Here is a 16525-nt window from a genome sequence, read left to right as displayed (position 1 = left end):
GCCGGGCTTCTCACCTGCCTTCGACGAGCGGGGTGAGGGTCCGGGCCTGCCGGGCCGGGGGGATCTGCGGCTGAGGGTCGAGCCCGAAGGTCGTGAACGCCGTCCGGCCCGGCAGGGAGTAAGGCTCCTTCCCCGTCAGGGAGTTGAGGATGGTCGCGCTGCGCCAGGCGGCGAGGCCGAGGTCGGGGGCGCCGACGCCGTGGGTGTGGACCTCGGCGTTCTGGACGTAGACCTGACAGCCGGAGCCGGTGACGCAGGGGTCCAGGACGAGCCTGAACTGCCCGTCGATGCGCGGGCGTTCGGCGCTGTCGCGGCGCAGGTAGGGGTCGAGTCCGGCGAGGATGCGGCCCAGCGGACGCTCGCGGTAGCCGGTGGCGAGGACGACGGCGTCGGTGGTGAGCCGGGAGCGGGTGTTCTGCTGGAGGTGTTCCAGGTGGAGCTCGACCTTGGTGGTCGCGATCCGGCCCGCGGTGCGGACGCGGACGCCCGGGGTGAGGACGGCATCGGGCCAACCGCCGTGCATCGTACGGCGGTAGAGCTCGTCGTGGATCGCGGCGATGGTGTCGGCGTCGATGCCCTTGTGGAGCTGCCACTGCGAGCCGACGAGACGGTCGCGGACCGGTTCGGCGAGGGCGTGGAAGTAGCGGGTGTAGTCGGGGGTGAAGTGCTCCAGGCCGAGCTTGGAGTACTCCATGGGCGCGAACGCCTCGCTGCGGCCGAGCCAGTGGAGCTTCTCGCGGCCCGCGGGGCGCGCGCGGAGCAGGTCGAGGAAGACCTCGGCGCCGGTCTGGCCCGAGCCGACGACGGTGATGTGCTCGGCGGCGAGCAGTGTGTCGCGGTGGGCGAGGTAGTCGGCGGCGTGGATGACGGGCACGCCGTGAGCCTCGACCAGGGGCTTGAGCGGGTCGGGCACGTAGGGGGCGGTGCCGACGCCGAGGACGATGTTCTTCGTGTACGTCCGCCCGAGGGCTTCCGCTTCCCCGTCACTGTCGAGCTGGGTGAAGTCGACCTCGAACAGCTCGCGTTCGGGGTTCCAGCGGACGGCGTCGACCTGGTGGCCGAAGTGGAGGCCGGGGAGGCTGTCGGCGACCCAGCGGCAGTAGGCGTCGTACTCGGCGCGCTGGATGTGGAAGCGCTCGGCGAAGTAGAAGGGGAAGAGCCGGTCGCGGTCCTTGAGGTAGTTGAGGAAGGACCAGGGGCTCGCGGGGTCGGCGAGGGTCACCAGGTCGGCCAGGAACGGGACTTGGACGGTGGCGCCGTCGATGAGCAGGCCCGCGTGCCAGTCGAAGCCCGGGCGCTGTTCGTAGAAGACGGTGTCGAGTTCGGTGAGCGGATGGGCGAGCGCGGCCAGCGAGAGGTTGAACGGCCCGATGCCGATGCCGACCAGGTCGCGGGGTGGATCGGGTTCGTGGCGTGGGGGGTTGGGGGTCTGGGGGTGACCCGTCGGGGGGTGGCTCATCGGGGGGTGTTTCCTTCCACCAGTTTCAGGAGGGCGGCCAGGTCGTCGGGCCGGATGTGGGGGTTGAGCAGGGTGGCCTTGAGCCAGAGCCGCCCGTCGAACGCGGCCCGGCCGAGGACGGCCCGTCCCTCGGTGAGGAGGTGACGTCGTACGGCGGCCACGGCGTCGTCCGATGCCCCGGCGGGCCGGAACAGGACGGTGCTGATGACGGGCGGGGCGTACAGCTCGAAGCCGGGGTGGTCACGGATCAGGGCGGCGAACTCCCGTGCGCGGGCGCAGACTTGGTCGACGAGGGCGCCGAGTCCGGTGCGGCCGAGGGTTTTCAGGGTGACGGCGATCTTGAGGACGTCGGGTCTGCGGGTGGTGCGCAGCGAGCGGCCGAGGAGGTCGGGCAGGCCCGCTTCGGTGTCGTCGTCGGCGTTGAGGTAGTCGGCGCGCTGGGTGAGGGCGGCGAGGTCGCGGGGGCGGCGGACGGCGAGGAGTCCTGCGGCGACGGGCTGCCAGCCGAGTTTGTGCAGGTCGAGGGTGACGGTGTGGGCGCGGTCGAGTCCGGCGAGGCGGTCGCGGTGCCGGTCGCTGAAGACGAGGCCTCCGCCGTAGGCCGCGTCGATGTGGAGGCGGGCGCCGTGGGCCGCGCACAGGCCGGCGATCTCGGGCAGCGGGTCGATGAGTCCGGCGTCGGTGGTGCCCGCGGTGGCGGCGACCAGGACGGAACCGCGCGCGCCGGGCAGGGCGGTGAGGGCCTCGTCGAGGGCGGCCGGGTCGAGGGTGCCGGTGGGGGCCGGGACGACGACCGGGTCGGGCAGGCCGAGCAGCCAGGCGGCGCGGGGCAGCGAGTGGTGGGCGTTGCTTCCGCAGACCAACTGCACGCTGCCGCCCTGGGCTTCACGGGCGAGCAGCAGGGCGAGCTGGTTGGCCTCGGTGCCGCCGGTGGTGACGAGGGCGTCGGCGAGACCGATCGCGTGGGCGAGGGTGCGGGTGACGAGGGCTTCGAGCGCGCTGGCGGCGGGGGCCTGGTCCCAGGAGTCGAGCGAGGGGTTGAGCGCGCTGACGGCGAGGTCGGCGGCGGCGCTGACGGCGAGCGGCGGGCAGTGCAGGTGTGCTGCGCACAGCGGATCGGCCGGGTCGGCGGCGCCCTCCGCGAGCGCGTGCACCAGGGTGCGCAGGGCGTCCGGGTCGCCCTCGTCGGGGAGCACGTCTCCTACGGCGTCCCGCATGCGGGCGGCGACCGCGTCGGGGCCGCCCGCGGGGAAGGGGCCGCCGCGGGCCCGGCGGCCGGTGTCGAGGGCGTCGAGGACGGTGTCGAGCAACGGCCGCAGGGCGTCGGGTCCTTCGGGACCTGAGGCTAGGGGTGCGCTGCTCATGCTGTCCTCCGGGGCGCGTGGCATGCGGGGTTCCAGCTTGGACCCGGATGAGTCGACGCGCCCGGGGAGAACAACGATCAGAACCCGAAAGGGTGTTGTTCAGTGCGGGTGAAGGGTGTTTTCGGTGCCCGGTGTCGGTGCGGCGGGCGTTGCTGGGGAGTGCGCCCCCAGCAACGCCCGTCGGCCCTGAAGGGGCCTCGTCCTCACACGCCGGACGGGCTGGTCCGTGCCCCCTTGTCGGATTGTGCCCCCCGTACCCGCAACGCCCGCTCCAGGTCGTCGAGTTGGTCGGCCAGCTTGCGGCGGAGGGACGGGATGAGGTCGGCGTCGCGGAGGCATTCCTCGCCGAGGCGGAGGGTTTCGGGGTCGACGGCGTGGGCGGGGAAGGCCCACCGGCCTGCCGCGTCGGCGATGGCGGGGCCCCGGCGGGTGGCGAGGGCCACCGCGTCCGGGTAGAAGCGGGGCACGTACTCCCGGACCAGATCGGCCTGTTCGGGCTGCCAGAAGCCCTGGGCGGTGGCGGTGAAGAGGTAGTTGGAGAGGTCGTCGCCGGTGAACATCGCCTCCCAGGCCGTGCGCTTGGCCTCGGGGTCGGGCAGGGCGGCACGGCAGCGGGCGGCGCCTTCCTGGCCGGTGGCGGACGGGTCGCGCTCCAGCTCGGCGGCGATCGCGGGCTCGTCGGTGGCGCCGAGGACGGCCAGCCGGGCCAGGACGCGCCAGCGGAGCTCCGGGTCCAGCTCGGGGCCGCCGGGGACGGTGCCCTCGGTGAGCCAGGCGGCGATGGTGTCCGGGTGTGCCGCGACGTCGATGAAGTGGCGTACGGCGATGAGGCGCAGGCCGGGGTTGGAGCCGTCCTCGGTGCGGCGGATGAGGTCGCGGCACAGCGCGGTGAGGGTGGATAGGGCGACCGGGCGGGCCTCGGGTGTGAGGTACCGGTCGGTGACCTGCGCGGAGGCGAAGGCCAGGACGCCCTGGACGAGGGCGAGGTCCGTCTCGTGCGGGAGGTGGGCGCGGGCGGCGTCCAGGTAGGCGGAGGCGGGAAGTTCACCGTCGCGGACGGCGTCACGCAGGGCGTTCCAGACGACGGCGCGGGTGAGGGGGTCGGGGAGACCGGAGAGGCTGGTGCGGACCGTTTCGAGGGACTCGGCGTCGAAGCGGATCTTGGCGTAGGTGAAGTCGCCGTCGTTGAGGAGGACGAGGGCGGGGCGCGGGCCCGGGGTGCTGGTGAGGTTGCCGCTGTGGGTGGCGGCGAGGTCCTTCTCGATGCGGCCGCGCAGGACCAGGCGGCTCGCGTCGTGCAGGTCGTGGTCGTAGACACCGATGGTGATGCGGTGCGGGCGGATACCGCCAGACGGTACGAGGGTGTTGAGGTGGGTGAGTCCGTCGCGGTCCTGGGAGGGGTCGCGCTTGAGCCAGACTCCGTGGCTGCCCTCGTGCTGGATCGAGTAGCTCCAGTGGCCGTCACCGGCGTCGACCTCGGGCGTGAGCTTGTCCACCCCCGTCGTCCGCAGCCACGCGTCCGCCCACGCGTGGACGTCGCGTTCGGTGCCGGAGGCGAGGGAGTCGATGAAGTCGGCGAGGGTGGCGTTGCCGAACTTGTGGCGGGCGAAGTGGGTGTTGATGCCGGCGAGGAAGTCCTTCTCGCCGAGCCAGGCCACCAACTGCCGTAGCGCGGAGGCGCCCTTGGCGTACGAGATGCCGTCGAAGTTGAGGAGGGCGGAGGCGGTGTCGTCGACGTTCTCCGGGGCCACGGGGTGGGTGGAGGGGCGCTGGTCGGCGTCGTAGCCCCAGGCCTTGCGGACGACGCCGAAGTCGGTCCAGGTGTCGGTGAAGCGGGTGGCCTCGGTGAGGGTCTGGTAGCCCATGTACTCGGCGAAGGACTCGTTCAGCCAGATGTCGTCCCACCACTGGAGGGTGACGAGGTCGCCGAACCACATGTGGGCCATCTCGTGGGCGATGACCATGCCGCGGGTCTGCCGCTCGGTGTCGGTGACGGCGGAGCGGTAGATGAACTCGTCGCGGAAGGTGACCAGGCCCGGGTTCTCCATGGCGCCCGCGTTGAACTCGGGGACGAAGGCCTGGTCGTAGGAGTCGAAGGGGTACGGCTCCTCGAACTTCTCGTGGTAGCGGTCGTAGCACTGGCGGGTGATGTCGAGGATCTCCTCGGCGTCCGCGTCGAGGTGCGGGGCCAGGGAGCGGCGGCAGTGGATGCCGAAGGGCAGGCCGCGGTGTTCGGTGCGGACGGAGTGCCAGGGGCCGGCGGCGACCGCGACGAGGTAGGTGGAGATGAGGGGGGTGGGGGCGGCCTGCCAGCGGCCTTCGCCGAGGTGTTCGGTGATGCCGTTGGCGAGGACGGTCCAGCCTTCGGGGGCCGTGACGGTCAGGTCGAAGACGGACTTGAGGTCGGGCTGGTCGAAGGCGGCGAAGACGCGCTGGACGTCCTCCATGAAGAGCTGGGTGTAGAGGTAGGTCTCGCCGTCGGTGGGGTCGGTGAAGCGGTGCATGCCCTCACCGGTGCGGGAGTAGCGCATGCTCGCGTCGACGCGCAGTTCGTGCTCGCCGGCCGTGAGGCCGGGCAGCGGGAGCCGGTTCTCGACGAGGTGCCCGGGGTCGAGGGGGCGGCCGTCGAGGGTGACGGAGCGCAGCTCGGCGGGCTTGAGCTCGACGAAGGTGTCCGCGTCGGCACGAGCCGTGAACGCGATGACGGTGCGGGAGTCGAAGGTGTCTTCGCCCGTCGTCAGATCGAGTTCGATCGTGTAGCGGTGGACGTCGAGGAGCCTGGCACGGGTCTGCGCTTCGTCGCGCGTCAGTACGGACATGCAGGACATGCTGCCTGATGGCACCGACATGGCACAGGGGTGGCTGGGGACAGGGCACCGGCGCGGCCCGGTAAGCGGCTTATGTCCGGTCCGGGGCCGGGGCGGGAGTGGCGTCCGCGGTGTTCTGGGCGTCGCGCTGGCAGGGCACGCGCGCGTCCGGGTGCGGCAGGGCCGGCCCGGGGTCGGGCGGGTCCTTGAGGAGGGCGCGGAGTTCGCGGACCTCCTGTTCGAGGGCCCGGTGGCGCTGGTGGGCGTCGTAGAGGTAGCGGACCTTGGTGCGCAGGGTCCAGGGGTCCACGGGCTTCATGACGAGGTCGGCGACGCCGAGGGTGAAGGCGGCGGCGGTCAGTTCGGGGTCGGTGCCGAAGCCGGTGAGCAGGAGGACGGGGATGTGCTGGGTCTGCTCCAGGCGCCGCAGGTAGCGGACGACGTCCAGGCCGCTGACGCCGGGCATGCGCACGTCGAGCAGGAGGAGACCGACCTGGCCGCGGAGCACCTGCTTGAGCGCCTCGTCGCCGCTGGTCGCGCGGGCGAGCCGGTAGCCCAGCGGGGCCAGCGCGCTCTCCAGGGCGTACAGCGTGTCCTCATGGTCGTCGACGATGAGGATCTTGGCATCCGACGGCATGGCCCGACGTCCCTCCCGCGTGGGACAACCAGCTTATGACGCAGGCACTGACAGGGCGTGCCCGTCAGTTGACATGGAGTGCACAAGGAGTGCACAGCGCAGCATGGCCCCGAACTCGCCCCGCTGTCACGCCCATTACAGGACCCGTGAGGTCAGTTCGCCGTCGGTGAACCGCCGTTCACGGCGTCCTCCGCGATGCGCTCGTGGTGGCGGATGACCTCGCCGATGATGAAATTGAGGAACTTCTCAGCGAACGCCGGGTCCAGCTTGGCGTTTTCCGCCAGGGTGCGCAGGCGCTCGATCTGGCGGGCCTCGCGGGCCGGGTCGGCGGGCGGCAGCCGGTGGGTGGCCTTGAGGATGCCGACCTGCTGGGTGGCCTTGAAGCGCTCGGCGAGCATGTGGACGACGGCCGCGTCGATGTTGTCGATGCTGTCGCGCAGCCGGCCGAGCTCCGCGCGCACGGCGGGGTCGACGTCACCGGTTCCGTTGGTGCTGGTGGTCATGGGCGACAACCCTACGTGGCGTACGGCCACTCGATCATCGGGACTATGTGGTGCGCGGCCACTCGATGATCGGCGGATCGGCCGGATCGGGCACCTGGTCGCTCCAGCCGCCGGGGACGGTGCGGCCCTGCTGGGCGCGGAAGAGGACCGGGGGCATGCCGACGCGGCGGGTGAACAGGCGGCTGAAATAGGCGGGATCGTCGTAGCCGACGCGGCGGGCGACGGCGGCGACGGGCAGTTCGGTGGCGGCCAGCAGCTCCTTGGCGCGGCCCAGGCGGATGCCGAGGACGTAGTCCTTGGGGCTGCATCCGGCGCCCTGGCGGACGGCGGCGCGCAGGGCGGCCGGGGTCATGCCGTGCCGGGCCGCGTGGTCGGCGACGGTCAGCGGGAGACAGGCGTCGCGGGCGAGGGCCTGGAGGACGGGGTCGCCGTCGGGCGCGAGGTCGGCGCGGGCGCGGCGCAGGGCGACCAGGAGTTCGTGGACGGCGGCCCCGGTCTCCACCTCCAGGAGGGGGTTGCCGCGCCGTGCGGCACGCGCCATGCGCCCGATCACCGCGCGGGGTCCTGCCGCGTCCGAGAGGGGCACCACGGGCCGCTCCGGCTCGATGTAGCCGAGTTCGGTGTACGTCGCCGTCGCGGGCCCGGTGAAGTCGACGAACCCCTCGTCCCAGCCGCCGCCGGGGTCGGGCGCGTAGTGGTGCGGCACTCCGGGGGTGAGCCACAGCAGCGCGGGCGCGGTCACGGTCGTACGGCGGCCGTCGGGGGCCAGGTACCAGCCGCCGCCCGCGCTGATCACGACGGCGACGTGGTGGTCGAGGGTGCGGGGGCCGACGGTGGGCAGGGCGCCGTACTGGAGGCCGACGCCGAGGCAGGCGAGGCCGAGGCGGTGGTGGGCGGGTGTGGGCGTGAAGAACCGCATCCAGGTGTGGTACGCCTGTGCCCCCTCTCCCACTGCCCGTGCTCCCTCGCTCACCGCCCGCGCCCTCTCGCCCACTGCCCGCGCCTTCTCACCCGCCGCTCGGTCCAAGTAGTGGTGATCTTTGTCCATGGACGTGATCGCCGCCAAGGGGCGAGAGTCGGGGCATGGGCGAGTTCACGGTGGGTGACAGGGACTTTCTGCTGGACGGGCGGCCGGTGCGGCTGCTGTCCGGGGCACTGCACTACTTCAGGGTGCACGAGGCGAGCTGGGGGCACCGGCTGGCGATGCTGCGGGCGATGGGCCTCAACTGCGTGGAGACGTACGTCCCGTGGAACCTGCACGAGCCGGCGCCGGGCGACTTCCGGGACGTCCAGGCGCTCGGCCGGTTCCTGGACGCGGCGCGGGAGGCGGGCCTGTGGGCGATCGTGCGCCCGGGGCCGTACATCTGCGCGGAGTGGGAGAACGGCGGGCTGCCGCACTGGCTGACCGGCGAACTCGGTGCACGCGCGCGTACCCGTGACGCACGCTTCCTGGGCCATCTGGAGCGCTGGTTCCGGCAGTTGCTGCCCGAGGTCGCCTCCCGTCAGCTCGACCGCGGCGGCCCGGTGATCATGGTGCAGATCGAGAACGAGTACGGCAGCTACGGCTCCGACGCGGTGTATCTGCGGCGTGTGGAGGAGCTGTTGCGGGACCAGGGGGTCACGGTCCCGCTGTTCACCTCGGACGGTCCCGAGGACTTCATGCTGAGCGGCGGCTCGGTCCCCGGTGTCCTCGCGACGGTCAATTTCGGGTCCCACGCGCGCGTGGCCTTCGAGACGCTGCGCGGGCACCAGCCCGAAGGGCCGCTGATGTGCATGGAGTTCTGGTGCGGCTGGTTCGACCACTGGGGCGGCGAACACGTCGTCCGAGACGCCGGGGACTCGGCGGACGCGCTGCGCGAGATCCTGGAGTGCGGTGCCTCGGTCAACCTCTACATGGCGCACGGCGGCACCAGCTTCGCCGGCTGGGCGGGCGCCAACCGGGGCGGCGGCGCCCTGCACGAGGGCCCGTTGGAGCCCGACGTGACGTCGTACGACTACGACGCGCCGATCGACGAGTACGGGCGCCCCACGGACAAGTTCTGGCGCTTCCGCGAGGTCCTCGCCGAGTACACGGACGGCCCGCTCCCCGAACTGCCTCCCGCACCGGCCGTGTTGGGCCACACGGCCGAGGTGCGCCTGTCCGGATGGGCACCCCTGGACGACGTCCTGGAGACGCTCGGCGGACCGGAGACGACGGGTCCCGTGCCGCCGACCTTCGAGGAACTGGACGTGGACCGGGGGATCGTCCGCTACGAAGTGACCGTTCCGGGACCACGCGCCCCGTACCCGCTCACCGCGCGGGGGCTGCGGGACCTCGCGGTGGTGTACGTCGACGGGGAGCGGGCCGGGGTCCTCACGGAGGGCGACGAGCAGCTCAAGGAGCCCGTCGCCGGGCACGCGCGGGTGCGGTTGTGGGTGGAGTCCCTGGGGAGGGTCAATTACGGGCCGCGGCTCGGGGAACCGAAGGGCATCACCGGGGGGCTGTTGCACGAACGGCAGTTCCTGCACGACGTACGCGCGCGTGGACTGCGGCTGGACACGCTGGACGCGCTGGACGACGTCGGGGCGGTCGCCCTGCGGGAGTTGCCCCCGGACGACTCCCCCGGGCTGTACCAGGGCACCGTCGAGGTGCACGGCACCGGGGACGCCGTGCTCGAACTGCCGGGCTGGACGCGGGGGTTCGTGTGGGTCAACGGGTTCAATCTGGGGCGGTACTGGTCGGCGGGGCCGCAGCGGCAGCTGTACGTCCCGGGCGCGGTGCTGCGGGAGGGCGTGAACGAGGTGTGGGTGCTGGAGCTCCAGGAGGCGCCGGTGCACTCGGAGTTCACGCTCGCGTTGCGGGGCTGCTGAGCTGTCCGAAGGAGCCTTTGACGGTTCATCGGGTGATGGGCCCGGACCCGATCTCGACCACGCGTGCCCAGTCGGGCGGGGTGTCCGGGACGTAGTCGGGGTCGTTCTCGGCGTACTCCCCGGTCCCGTGGCGGCGCGGGAAGAGGCCCACCACCGTCCGGCAGGGCGGCCGGGACTCCGGCCAGTCGGTCTGGCCGTCGGTGAGGACGACGACCGCGTCCGGCCGGGGCTGGGTGCGCAGCGCCTTGGCGAAGCCCGCGCGCAGGTCCGTGCCGCCGCCGCCCAGCAGCGGGATGTCCTCGGCGCGGCACAGCGTGTGCGCGATTCCCGCCGCCGCGTCGCAGGGCACCACGGTGACGAGGTCGCGGCGGCCGCCCACCGCCCGTGCGATCGCGGCGACTTCGAGGAGCGCGCTGCCCAGTTCGGCGTCGCTGACCGATCCGGAGGTGTCGATGACCACGCACACCCGGGGCGGTCTGCGGCGCAGGCTCGGCAGCACGACGCCGGGCAGTGACACCGAACGGCGCGAGGGCCTGCCGTAGACGTAGTCCTCGCCCGCACCCGGCGCGGAGACCGCCGAACGGACCGCCGCGCCGAGCAACTGCCGCCAGGGCTGCGGCGGATGGAACGCCTCCTCCGCCCACCGCCGCCATCCGCTGGGCGCGCTGCCGGGGCGGCCGGTGATGCCCTGCGCGACGCGGAAGCGGACGGCGTCGCGCTGCTGTTCGGTGAGGCCGTCGGCGCCGTCCGGGCCCAGGTCCCAGTCCCGGTCGAGTCCGTCGGCGCCGCTGCCGCAGTCCAGCCAGGCCAACTGCTGTGTGCGTGGGCCGAGTTGGAACCAGCGCAGGTAGTCCTCCATCAGGTTCCCCGCGGGCAGGCCCAGTGCCTCCGGCCGGATCGCGCCCGCCGGGGTGACCAGGCCGTCGCCGTACGCGTCGTCGTTGATCTCGAAGTCGGCGGCGATGTTCATCCGCAGCCGCTCCCCCGGGCCGGTCAGCCCCCGCTCACGGGCGACACGGTCGCTGCGCCCGTGATGGTCCCGCAGCAGATGCGACACCTCGTGGACCCACACCCCGGCCAGGTCCTCGACGGTCATCCGGTCCACGAAGCCCGGCGACACATAGCAACGCCAGTGCCGGTCGACAGCCATCGTCGGCACGTGCCGCGACTCGACCGTGTGCAGCGCGAAGAGGGCGGTGGCGAGGTAGGGGCGGACCCGGGCGGCGTACAGGCGGGCGGCGAAGAGCTTGTCGCGGTCGAGGGTGCGGGGTGAGGGCGCGGTGACTCGCGGGTTCGGGGTGTTCGGGGTGTTCACCTCCCCCGGCGTCCTCATCGGCCTCCCTTCCCGGTGACCGCCGCCGCGCGCGCCTCCGCCAGGTCCGCCCGCTGGGACAGGGAGATCACCCCGGCCAGCCGCTCGATGGACGCGGGGACGTTCCAGTCCTCGCGGCGGAGCGACGCGAGGGTGGTTGCCGGGACGACGACCAGGTCCGGGGCGCCGGTCTCCAGGGCTCGGACCAGGAGCGCCCAGGCCGCGTCCCAGCGGGCCCGGTCGGGGCGGTTGCGGACGGCGGCCACCACGCCGTCGAGCACGGCCTGGCGCAGGTCCCCGCGGTCGGGCAGCTCGCCGGCCGTCGGGTCGGCGAGGAAGATCTCCGGGTCGGGCAGGTCCATGCGGTCGACGCAGGCGAGCAGTTCGAGCCCGGGCCCGTCCCCCACCGTGCCCCTGACCAGCAGCGACAGCACCTCCCGTGAGGACCCGGCCGCCGTGGCGAACGCGATCAGGCTGATCGCCATCTCCCAGCTGCGGGGCGACGGCCAGGCACCACCGCGCCGCGTCTCGTTGCCGGGCAGCTGGTGGACGAGCTTGGGCCGGCCGGTGAGCAGCCCGCAGACCGCGCGGCGCGCGAAGTCCACGGCCTCGGGCAGTTTCTCCGGGTCGAGCCGCGGCAGGGTCGCGCGCGGCCAGGTGCCGGCGAGTCCGCGGACGACGACCTCGTGGTCGTGGGTCCACTGGAGGTGCACGAACCGGTTGGCCAGCGGCGGGCTCAGCTCCCAGCCGTCGGCCGCCGAGGACCGCGGGTTGGCGGCGGCCACGATCCGTACCCCGGGCGGCAGCCGCAGCGCGCCGATCCGCCGTTCCAGCACCAGCCGCAGCAACGCGGCCTGCACGGCGGGCGGCGCGGTGGACAGCTCGTCCAGGAACAACAGCCCCTTCCCCGCCCGCACGAGGCGTACGGCCCAGTCCGGCGGGGCCATCGGGACGCCCTGCTCGGCGGGGTCGTCGCCGATGACGGGCAGCCCGGAGAAGTCGGACGGTTCGTGCACGCTGGCGATCACCGTCGTCAGCGGCAGCTCCAGCGCGTCGGCGAGCTGCGTCAGCGCGGCGGTCTTCCCGATCCCGGGCTCGCCCCACAGCAGCACGGGCAGGTCGGCGGCCACGGACAGGGTCAGCGCCTCCAGCTGGATGTCTGGGCGCGGTTCGGTGGTGGTGTCGCGCAGGAGGGTCAACAGGTCCCCGGCGACGTCGAGTTGAGAGGGGGAGAGGGTGGGGTTGAGGGCGGCGTACAGCGTGCGTGTGGGCATGGCGGATCACCTTTGGGGTCGAGGCGGGACATGGGTGAGGGCGAGTTCAGCGGTCGGCTGCGGCGCCCGGTGCGGTCAGCGGGCGGTGGTGTGGCGCGGGCGCGAGGTGGGGCGGAGCCGTGGATGCGGACGCCCCGGGGCGAAGTGGCCGGTTCGCGGGCCGGGATCGGCCAGGCCCGCCCTGAACAGCCCGTAGGCGAGCCGCCGTTCGGCCGCCGCCCGCAGTTCGTCCCGCAACGCGCCACCGCGCAGCACGGCCTCGGGCCCGAGCAGCCCTTCCACGACGGCCAGCGCACCGGCGGTGTCGCCGTGGACGAGCCGTTCGCTGACGCCGGTGAGGCAGTCGGGGCGGCGATGGGCGGCGTCGATGGCCTGCAGACAGGGCAACGGCGTACCGGTCAGCGCGGCCAGCAGTTCCTCGCGCCCGACCTCGACCGGATCGTGGTCCAGGGGCGCCAGGACGCCGTCCACCAGACCGATCCGGTGCAGGGCGCCCCGGCATTCGACCAGGTGCGGCCGGACCGCCCCGTCCGGCGCCGGCGCGGAGTCCTCCGGCGGCGGACCGTCCGGTACGAGCGCGGCGGCGACCAGCGGATGCAGCCGGCCGGCGTCGAGCTCGCCGGTGCGGAGCAGCTCCAGGTCCGGCAGGACCCAGGTCGCCGCGTCGGGCAGGACGGGCAGCGCGGCGGCGCTGCCGTCCGTCGGCGCGGGCCCGATCCGCGGGGTGTCCCCGGCCGGATCCGGCGTCAGCGCGAGCCGGTGCCGGGAACCGAGCCGTACGACGACGGGGCCGGTCGGGCGCCCCTCCGCGCGGAGCAGGATCGCCGCCTCGGCCGCCCACCGGTCGACGGCGCAGGGGAGACCCTCCGGCACCTCCAACTGGTCCGGAATTTCCGGCCGTTCGGCCCCGGACCGGTCCCGCAGCTCACCGCTCCTCCCCGCGTCCCACAGATGCCGGTGCAGGTCGAGGCGGAACGAGCGGCTGGGCCGGGGATGGGGATGCCGGCGGGCGTCGGCGTCGCGGCGGGTGCCGTCCCACAGGGCGAGGCTGATGCGCTGGCCGCCGTCCGCCCAGGCCGGCGGTGTCCGGACCACGAGGTGCGGCGGGCCGGTGGCGTCGTCGCCGTAGCGGGCCAGTGCGATGGTCAGGCCCGGGCGCAGCAGGCCGTCCGGGGCGATTCTCGGGAGGTGCCAGCGGAGCAGGTCGGGGGCGAGGACGCGGAGGTCGGCGCGGACCCGGGCGGCGAGTTCCCGGCCGTGGGCGCGCGCCACGGATCGTAGGTCGAGATCGACGTCGACGCGGGCGGCGGCACAGGCGCCCGCCCAGTCACCGGCAGCACGGCGGGCCGTGGCCGTCTCGATCATGGAGGGCGGCACGGCGAACTCGCGCACGCGCGGCCAGAAGGAACGCGGGGAATCCTCGTTCGCGGGGTGAAGGTGCATCAGCACTCACCTTGCGCGGACGGGACCCCCATTCTGTGAACAGAGTGAGTGGTCATCGCGGGGAGCATAACCGCCCCGTCCGCGATCTGCCAGGGAAATACGGGGGCGTGGTTCGGCGGGCACCGGCATAGAGTGGATGCGGGTTCAGGGCGTCTCTGGGGGTTGTGGACGTGGCGGACGACGGACCGGTCGAGCACGGCTACCCGCACCTCGCCACGGTGCGGGACGCCATCACCGCGCTCTACAAACGGCTGTCCTACGACACCGTCCAGACGTTCGCGACCAGCGTGGCCCCGGTCGACGTGGCGTTCGCCGACACGGACGACCTGCACCTGGGCGCGCAGCGGGTGGCCCGCGAGATGGTCCGGCACTACCGGCTCCCCGACGCCCGGCCGATCATCAGCTTCCGCGAGATGACCCATGCGGCGAACGTCGAACTCACCGCGGGGCCCGAGTACTTCATCGAGTTGAACGACCGGTTCCGCACACACCGGCGGGACATCGGCGCGGCTCTCGCACACGAGGTCATGCACGTCTATCTGCACCGGCTCGACCTGTCCTTCCCCGGCACCCGCGAGAACGAGATCCTCACGGACACGGCGGCGACGTATCTCGGCGCGGGGTGGCTGCTGCTGGACGCCTACCGGGAGGACTCGGCGTCCTCGCAGAAACTCGGGTACCTCACCCCGGAGGAGTTCGGGTACGTCCTCGCCAAGCGGGCCCTGGTCTTCGGCGAGGACCCCTCCGTGTGGTTCACCAGCCCGCAGGCCTACACGGCGTACGTCAAGGGCATGGCGCAGGCCCGACGCGACGAACAGCAGCCTCCGCTGACGGCGGCGGGGTGGGCCGGGCGACGCCGGTACGCCCATGACCGGCGACACGGGCCGGGAGCGCAGCAGGGCGTGCCGTACGCCTTCAGCGGGGACGCGGCGGGCAGCCTGCGGGTGTCCTTCCCGTGCCCTACGTGTCATCAGCGGATCAGGGTGCCGGTGCGGGGGCGGGTCAGGGCGAGGTGCTCCCTGTGCCGGACGGTGCTGGAGTGCGACACGTAGGGTGCACCGGCCCCTGGGCCTGTACCCACCCACCGCCCGTCTCGGTCAGCTGGGAAGCGGACGTAAAACCTCTCCTCCTACGCCCCGTACACCGCCCCCGGCACCCCCGCCTCCGCCACCAGCTTCAGCACCGTCTCCCCCACTTCCCCCACACCCCACCGCGCCCCCTTGTCCACACCCGGCCCCGCCCGCCACCCCTCCATGACAGCGATCCGCCCGCCCTCGACCTCGAACACCCGCCCGGTGACCCCGGCCCCCTCCCCCGACCCCAGCCACACCACCAACGGCGAGACGTTCTCCGCCGCCATCACATCGAACCCGGAGCCCGGCGCGGCCATCGTCTCCGCGAAGGTGTGTTCCGTCATGCGGGTGCGGGCCGCGGGGGCGATCGCGTTGACCTGGACGCCGTAGCGGGCGAGTTCGGCCGCGGCGACCAGGGTCAGGGCGATGATTCCGGCCTTGGCGGCGCTGTAGTTGCCCTGGCCGACCGAGCCCAACAGGCCTGCCCCGCTACTGGTGTTGATGATGCGGGCGACCGGCGTGCGGCCCGCTTTCGTCTCCGCCCGCCAGTACGCGGCAGCGTGTTTCAGGGGCAGGAAGTGCCCCTTCAGATGGACCCGCGTCACCGCGTCCCAGTCGTCCTCGTCAAGGTTGACGAGCATCCGGTCGCGCAGGTAACCCGCGTTGTTCACCAGGGTGTCGAGCCGACCGTAGGTGTCCAGCGCGGTCGCGATCAGGGAGGCGGCACCGGCGGTCGTGGCGATGTCGCCGCCGTGGGCGACCGCCTCGCCGCCCGCCGCGCGGATCTCGGCGACGACCTGTGCGGCCGGGCTGTCGGGGTCGGGGGTGCCGTCGAGGCCGACGCCGAGGTCGTTGACGACGACCCGGGCGCCCTCGGCCGCGAAGGCGAGGGCGTGCGCGCGGCCGAGTCCGCGTCCCGCGCCGGTGACGACGACGACCCGCCCGTCGCAGATTCCGCTCATCCCGATCACCTTTCAACTCGCTCGTCCTTGTGGGCGGTTCCTCAACTCACGTGTCTTTGTTGGCGGTTGCCGCGTCCAGAAACGCCGGCCGCTCCCCGCCCCCGTGGACGAGGAGGCTCGCCCCGCTGATGTAGGCGGCCGCGCCGGAGGCCAGGAAGACCGCCGCCGCGCCGACGTCGGAGGGGTCGGCGAGGCGGCCGAGCGGGACCGTGCGGGAGACGGCGGCGATGGCGTCCTCACCGCCGTAGTGGAGGTGGGCCAGCTCGGTGCGGACCATGCCGACGACCAGCGTGTTGACGCGGATGTCCGGCGCCCACTCCACCGCCATCGAGCGCGCCAGGTTCTCCAGCCCGGCCTTGGCCGCCCCGTACGCCGCCGAACCGGGCGAGGGCCGGCCGCCGCTGACGCTGCCGATCATCACGACCGAACCCCTGGCCCGCTTGAGGTGTTCGTACGCGGCGAGGGAGGCGGTGAGCGGGGCGAGGAGGTTCAACTCGATGATCCGCGCGTGCCGTTCGGCCTCCGCGTCGACGAGGGGGCGGTACGGTGCGCCGCCCGCGTTGTTGACGAGCACGTCGAGCCGGGGCAGCGCGGCGAAGAACTCCCGTACGGCGTCCGGGTCGCGGAGGTCGAGCGGCCTGAACTCCGCTCCCTGGACCGGGACTTCGGGTGGTCTGCGGGCGCAGGTCAGCACCTCGGCTCCGGCCTCGGCGAAGGCCCGTGCGATGCCGGCTCCGACGCCCCGGGTGCCGCCGGTGACGAGGACGGTCCGGCCCTTCAAAGGGTGGACGGGCGAGTTGTCCACAGGGCCTCCCGCTCGGATTGTCCGGCTGCTAGCTTC

Annotated in this window: 13 protein-coding genes; 2 read left to right on the top strand and 11 right to left on the bottom strand. The window is 73.1% G+C overall.

Annotated features, from left to right (window positions below):
* Positions 1 to 10: 10 nt before the first annotated feature.
* From OHT77_RS32970 to OHT77_RS32945, 6 genes are all read right to left on the bottom strand, one after another.
* Positions 11 to 1459, bottom strand: a complete 1449-nt coding sequence (locus OHT77_RS32970) for a lysine N(6)-hydroxylase/L-ornithine N(5)-oxygenase family protein (protein WP_328832068.1) — start codon at positions 1457 to 1459, stop codon at positions 11 to 13.
* A complete protein-coding gene (locus OHT77_RS32965) occupies positions 1456 to 2823 on the bottom strand; it encodes a pyridoxal phosphate-dependent decarboxylase family protein (RefSeq protein WP_328832067.1) in 1368 nt (455 codons plus the stop codon). Before OHT77_RS32965 ends, OHT77_RS32970 begins: the two co-directional genes overlap by 4 nt.
* Positions 2824 to 3026: 203 nt before the next feature.
* Positions 3027 to 5651, bottom strand: a complete 2625-nt coding sequence (gene pepN, locus OHT77_RS32960) for an aminopeptidase N (RefSeq protein WP_328834416.1) — start codon at positions 5649 to 5651, stop codon at positions 3027 to 3029.
* A 70-nt stretch (positions 5652 to 5721) separates the two neighbouring features.
* Entirely contained in the window at positions 5722 to 6267 is a 546-nt protein-coding gene (locus OHT77_RS32955; RefSeq protein WP_328832065.1) for a response regulator, read from the bottom strand.
* Positions 6268 to 6419: 152 nt separating this feature from the next.
* On the bottom strand, positions 6420 to 6770 hold the full coding sequence (locus OHT77_RS32950; RefSeq protein WP_328832064.1) for a chorismate mutase: 351 nt from the start codon (positions 6768 to 6770) through the stop codon (positions 6420 to 6422).
* Positions 6771 to 6813: 43 nt separating this feature from the next.
* The gene (locus OHT77_RS32945) at positions 6814 to 7689 is read right to left on the bottom strand and encodes a helix-turn-helix domain-containing protein (protein WP_328834415.1); all 876 of its coding nucleotides are present in this window, start codon (positions 7687 to 7689) and stop codon (positions 6814 to 6816) included.
* A gap of 164 nt (positions 7690 to 7853) precedes the next feature.
* Here OHT77_RS32945 and OHT77_RS32940 point away from each other — a divergent pair, with 164 nt between their 5' ends.
* The gene (locus tag OHT77_RS32940; RefSeq protein WP_328832062.1) at positions 7854 to 9620 is read left to right on the top strand and encodes a glycoside hydrolase family 35 protein; all 1767 of its coding nucleotides are present in this window, start codon (positions 7854 to 7856) and stop codon (positions 9618 to 9620) included.
* 25 nt (positions 9621 to 9645) lie between these two features.
* Here OHT77_RS32940 and OHT77_RS32935 read toward each other — a convergent pair whose 3' ends face one another.
* The 3 genes from OHT77_RS32935 to OHT77_RS32925 all read right to left on the bottom strand — a co-directional run bounded on the left by OHT77_RS32935 (position 9646) and on the right by OHT77_RS32925 (position 13649).
* Positions 9646 to 10953 (bottom strand): vWA domain-containing protein, encoded by a 1308-nt coding sequence (locus OHT77_RS32935; RefSeq protein WP_328832061.1) that lies wholly within the window; start codon positions 10951 to 10953, stop codon positions 9646 to 9648.
* Entirely contained in the window at positions 10950 to 12206 is a 1257-nt protein-coding gene (locus OHT77_RS32930) for an AAA family ATPase (RefSeq protein WP_328832060.1), read from the bottom strand. Before OHT77_RS32930 ends, OHT77_RS32935 begins: the two co-directional genes overlap by 4 nt.
* Positions 12207 to 12281: 75 nt before the next feature.
* On the bottom strand, positions 12282 to 13649 hold the full coding sequence (locus tag OHT77_RS32925) for a hypothetical protein (protein WP_328832059.1): 1368 nt from the start codon (positions 13647 to 13649) through the stop codon (positions 12282 to 12284).
* A gap of 170 nt (positions 13650 to 13819) precedes the next feature.
* On the opposite strand from OHT77_RS32925, the gene OHT77_RS32920 reads away from it, so the two are divergent.
* Positions 13820 to 14701 carry a hypothetical protein gene (locus OHT77_RS32920; RefSeq protein WP_328832058.1) on the top strand — a complete coding sequence of 294 codons (882 nt, stop codon included), beginning with the start codon at positions 13820 to 13822 and terminating at the stop codon, positions 14699 to 14701.
* Positions 14702 to 14778: 77 nt separating this feature from the next.
* Here OHT77_RS32920 and OHT77_RS32915 read toward each other — a convergent pair whose 3' ends face one another.
* Positions 14779 to 15684 carry an SDR family oxidoreductase gene (locus tag OHT77_RS32915; RefSeq protein ID WP_328832057.1) on the bottom strand — a complete coding sequence of 302 codons (906 nt, stop codon included), beginning with the start codon at positions 15682 to 15684 and terminating at the stop codon, positions 14779 to 14781.
* A 46-nt stretch (positions 15685 to 15730) separates the two neighbouring features.
* On the bottom strand, positions 15731 to 16489 hold the full coding sequence (locus OHT77_RS32910) for an SDR family oxidoreductase (protein ID WP_328832056.1): 759 nt from the start codon (positions 16487 to 16489) through the stop codon (positions 15731 to 15733).
* Positions 16490 to 16525 lie beyond the last annotated feature (36 nt).

This window comes from Streptomyces sp. NBC_00252, from assembly GCF_036187565.1.
Taxonomy (GTDB): Bacteria; Actinomycetota; Actinomycetes; order Streptomycetales; family Streptomycetaceae; genus Streptomyces.
This window is presented reverse-complemented; position numbering and strand designations above follow the sequence as displayed.

Excerpts from the sequence above, each read along its gene's own strand:
- OHT77_RS32970 (WP_328832068.1), bottom strand. The coding sequence starts at position 1,459 with ATGAGCCACCCCCCGACGGGTCACCCCCAGACCCCCAACCCCCCACGC.
- OHT77_RS32965 (WP_328832067.1), bottom strand. The coding sequence starts at position 2,823 with ATGAGCAGCGCACCCCTAGCCTCAGGTCCCGAAGGACCCGACGCCCTG.
- pepN (WP_328834416.1), bottom strand. The coding sequence starts at position 5,651 with ATGTCCTGCATGTCCGTACTGACGCGCGACGAAGCGCAGACCCGTGCC.
- OHT77_RS32955 (WP_328832065.1), bottom strand. The coding sequence starts at position 6,267 with ATGCCGTCGGATGCCAAGATCCTCATCGTCGACGACCATGAGGACACG.
- OHT77_RS32950 (WP_328832064.1), bottom strand. The coding sequence starts at position 6,770 with ATGACCACCAGCACCAACGGAACCGGTGACGTCGACCCCGCCGTGCGC.
- OHT77_RS32945 (WP_328834415.1), bottom strand. The coding sequence starts at position 7,689 with ATGCGGTTCTTCACGCCCACACCCGCCCACCACCGCCTCGGCCTCGCC.
- OHT77_RS32940 (WP_328832062.1), top strand. The coding sequence starts at position 7,854 with ATGGGCGAGTTCACGGTGGGTGACAGGGACTTTCTGCTGGACGGGCGG.
- OHT77_RS32935 (WP_328832061.1), bottom strand. The coding sequence starts at position 10,953 with ATGAGGACGCCGGGGGAGGTGAACACCCCGAACACCCCGAACCCGCGA.
- OHT77_RS32930 (WP_328832060.1), bottom strand. The coding sequence starts at position 12,206 with ATGCCCACACGCACGCTGTACGCCGCCCTCAACCCCACCCTCTCCCCC.
- OHT77_RS32925 (WP_328832059.1), bottom strand. The coding sequence starts at position 13,649 with ATGCACCTTCACCCCGCGAACGAGGATTCCCCGCGTTCCTTCTGGCCG.
- OHT77_RS32915 (WP_328832057.1), bottom strand. The coding sequence starts at position 15,684 with ATGAGCGGAATCTGCGACGGGCGGGTCGTCGTCGTCACCGGCGCGGGA.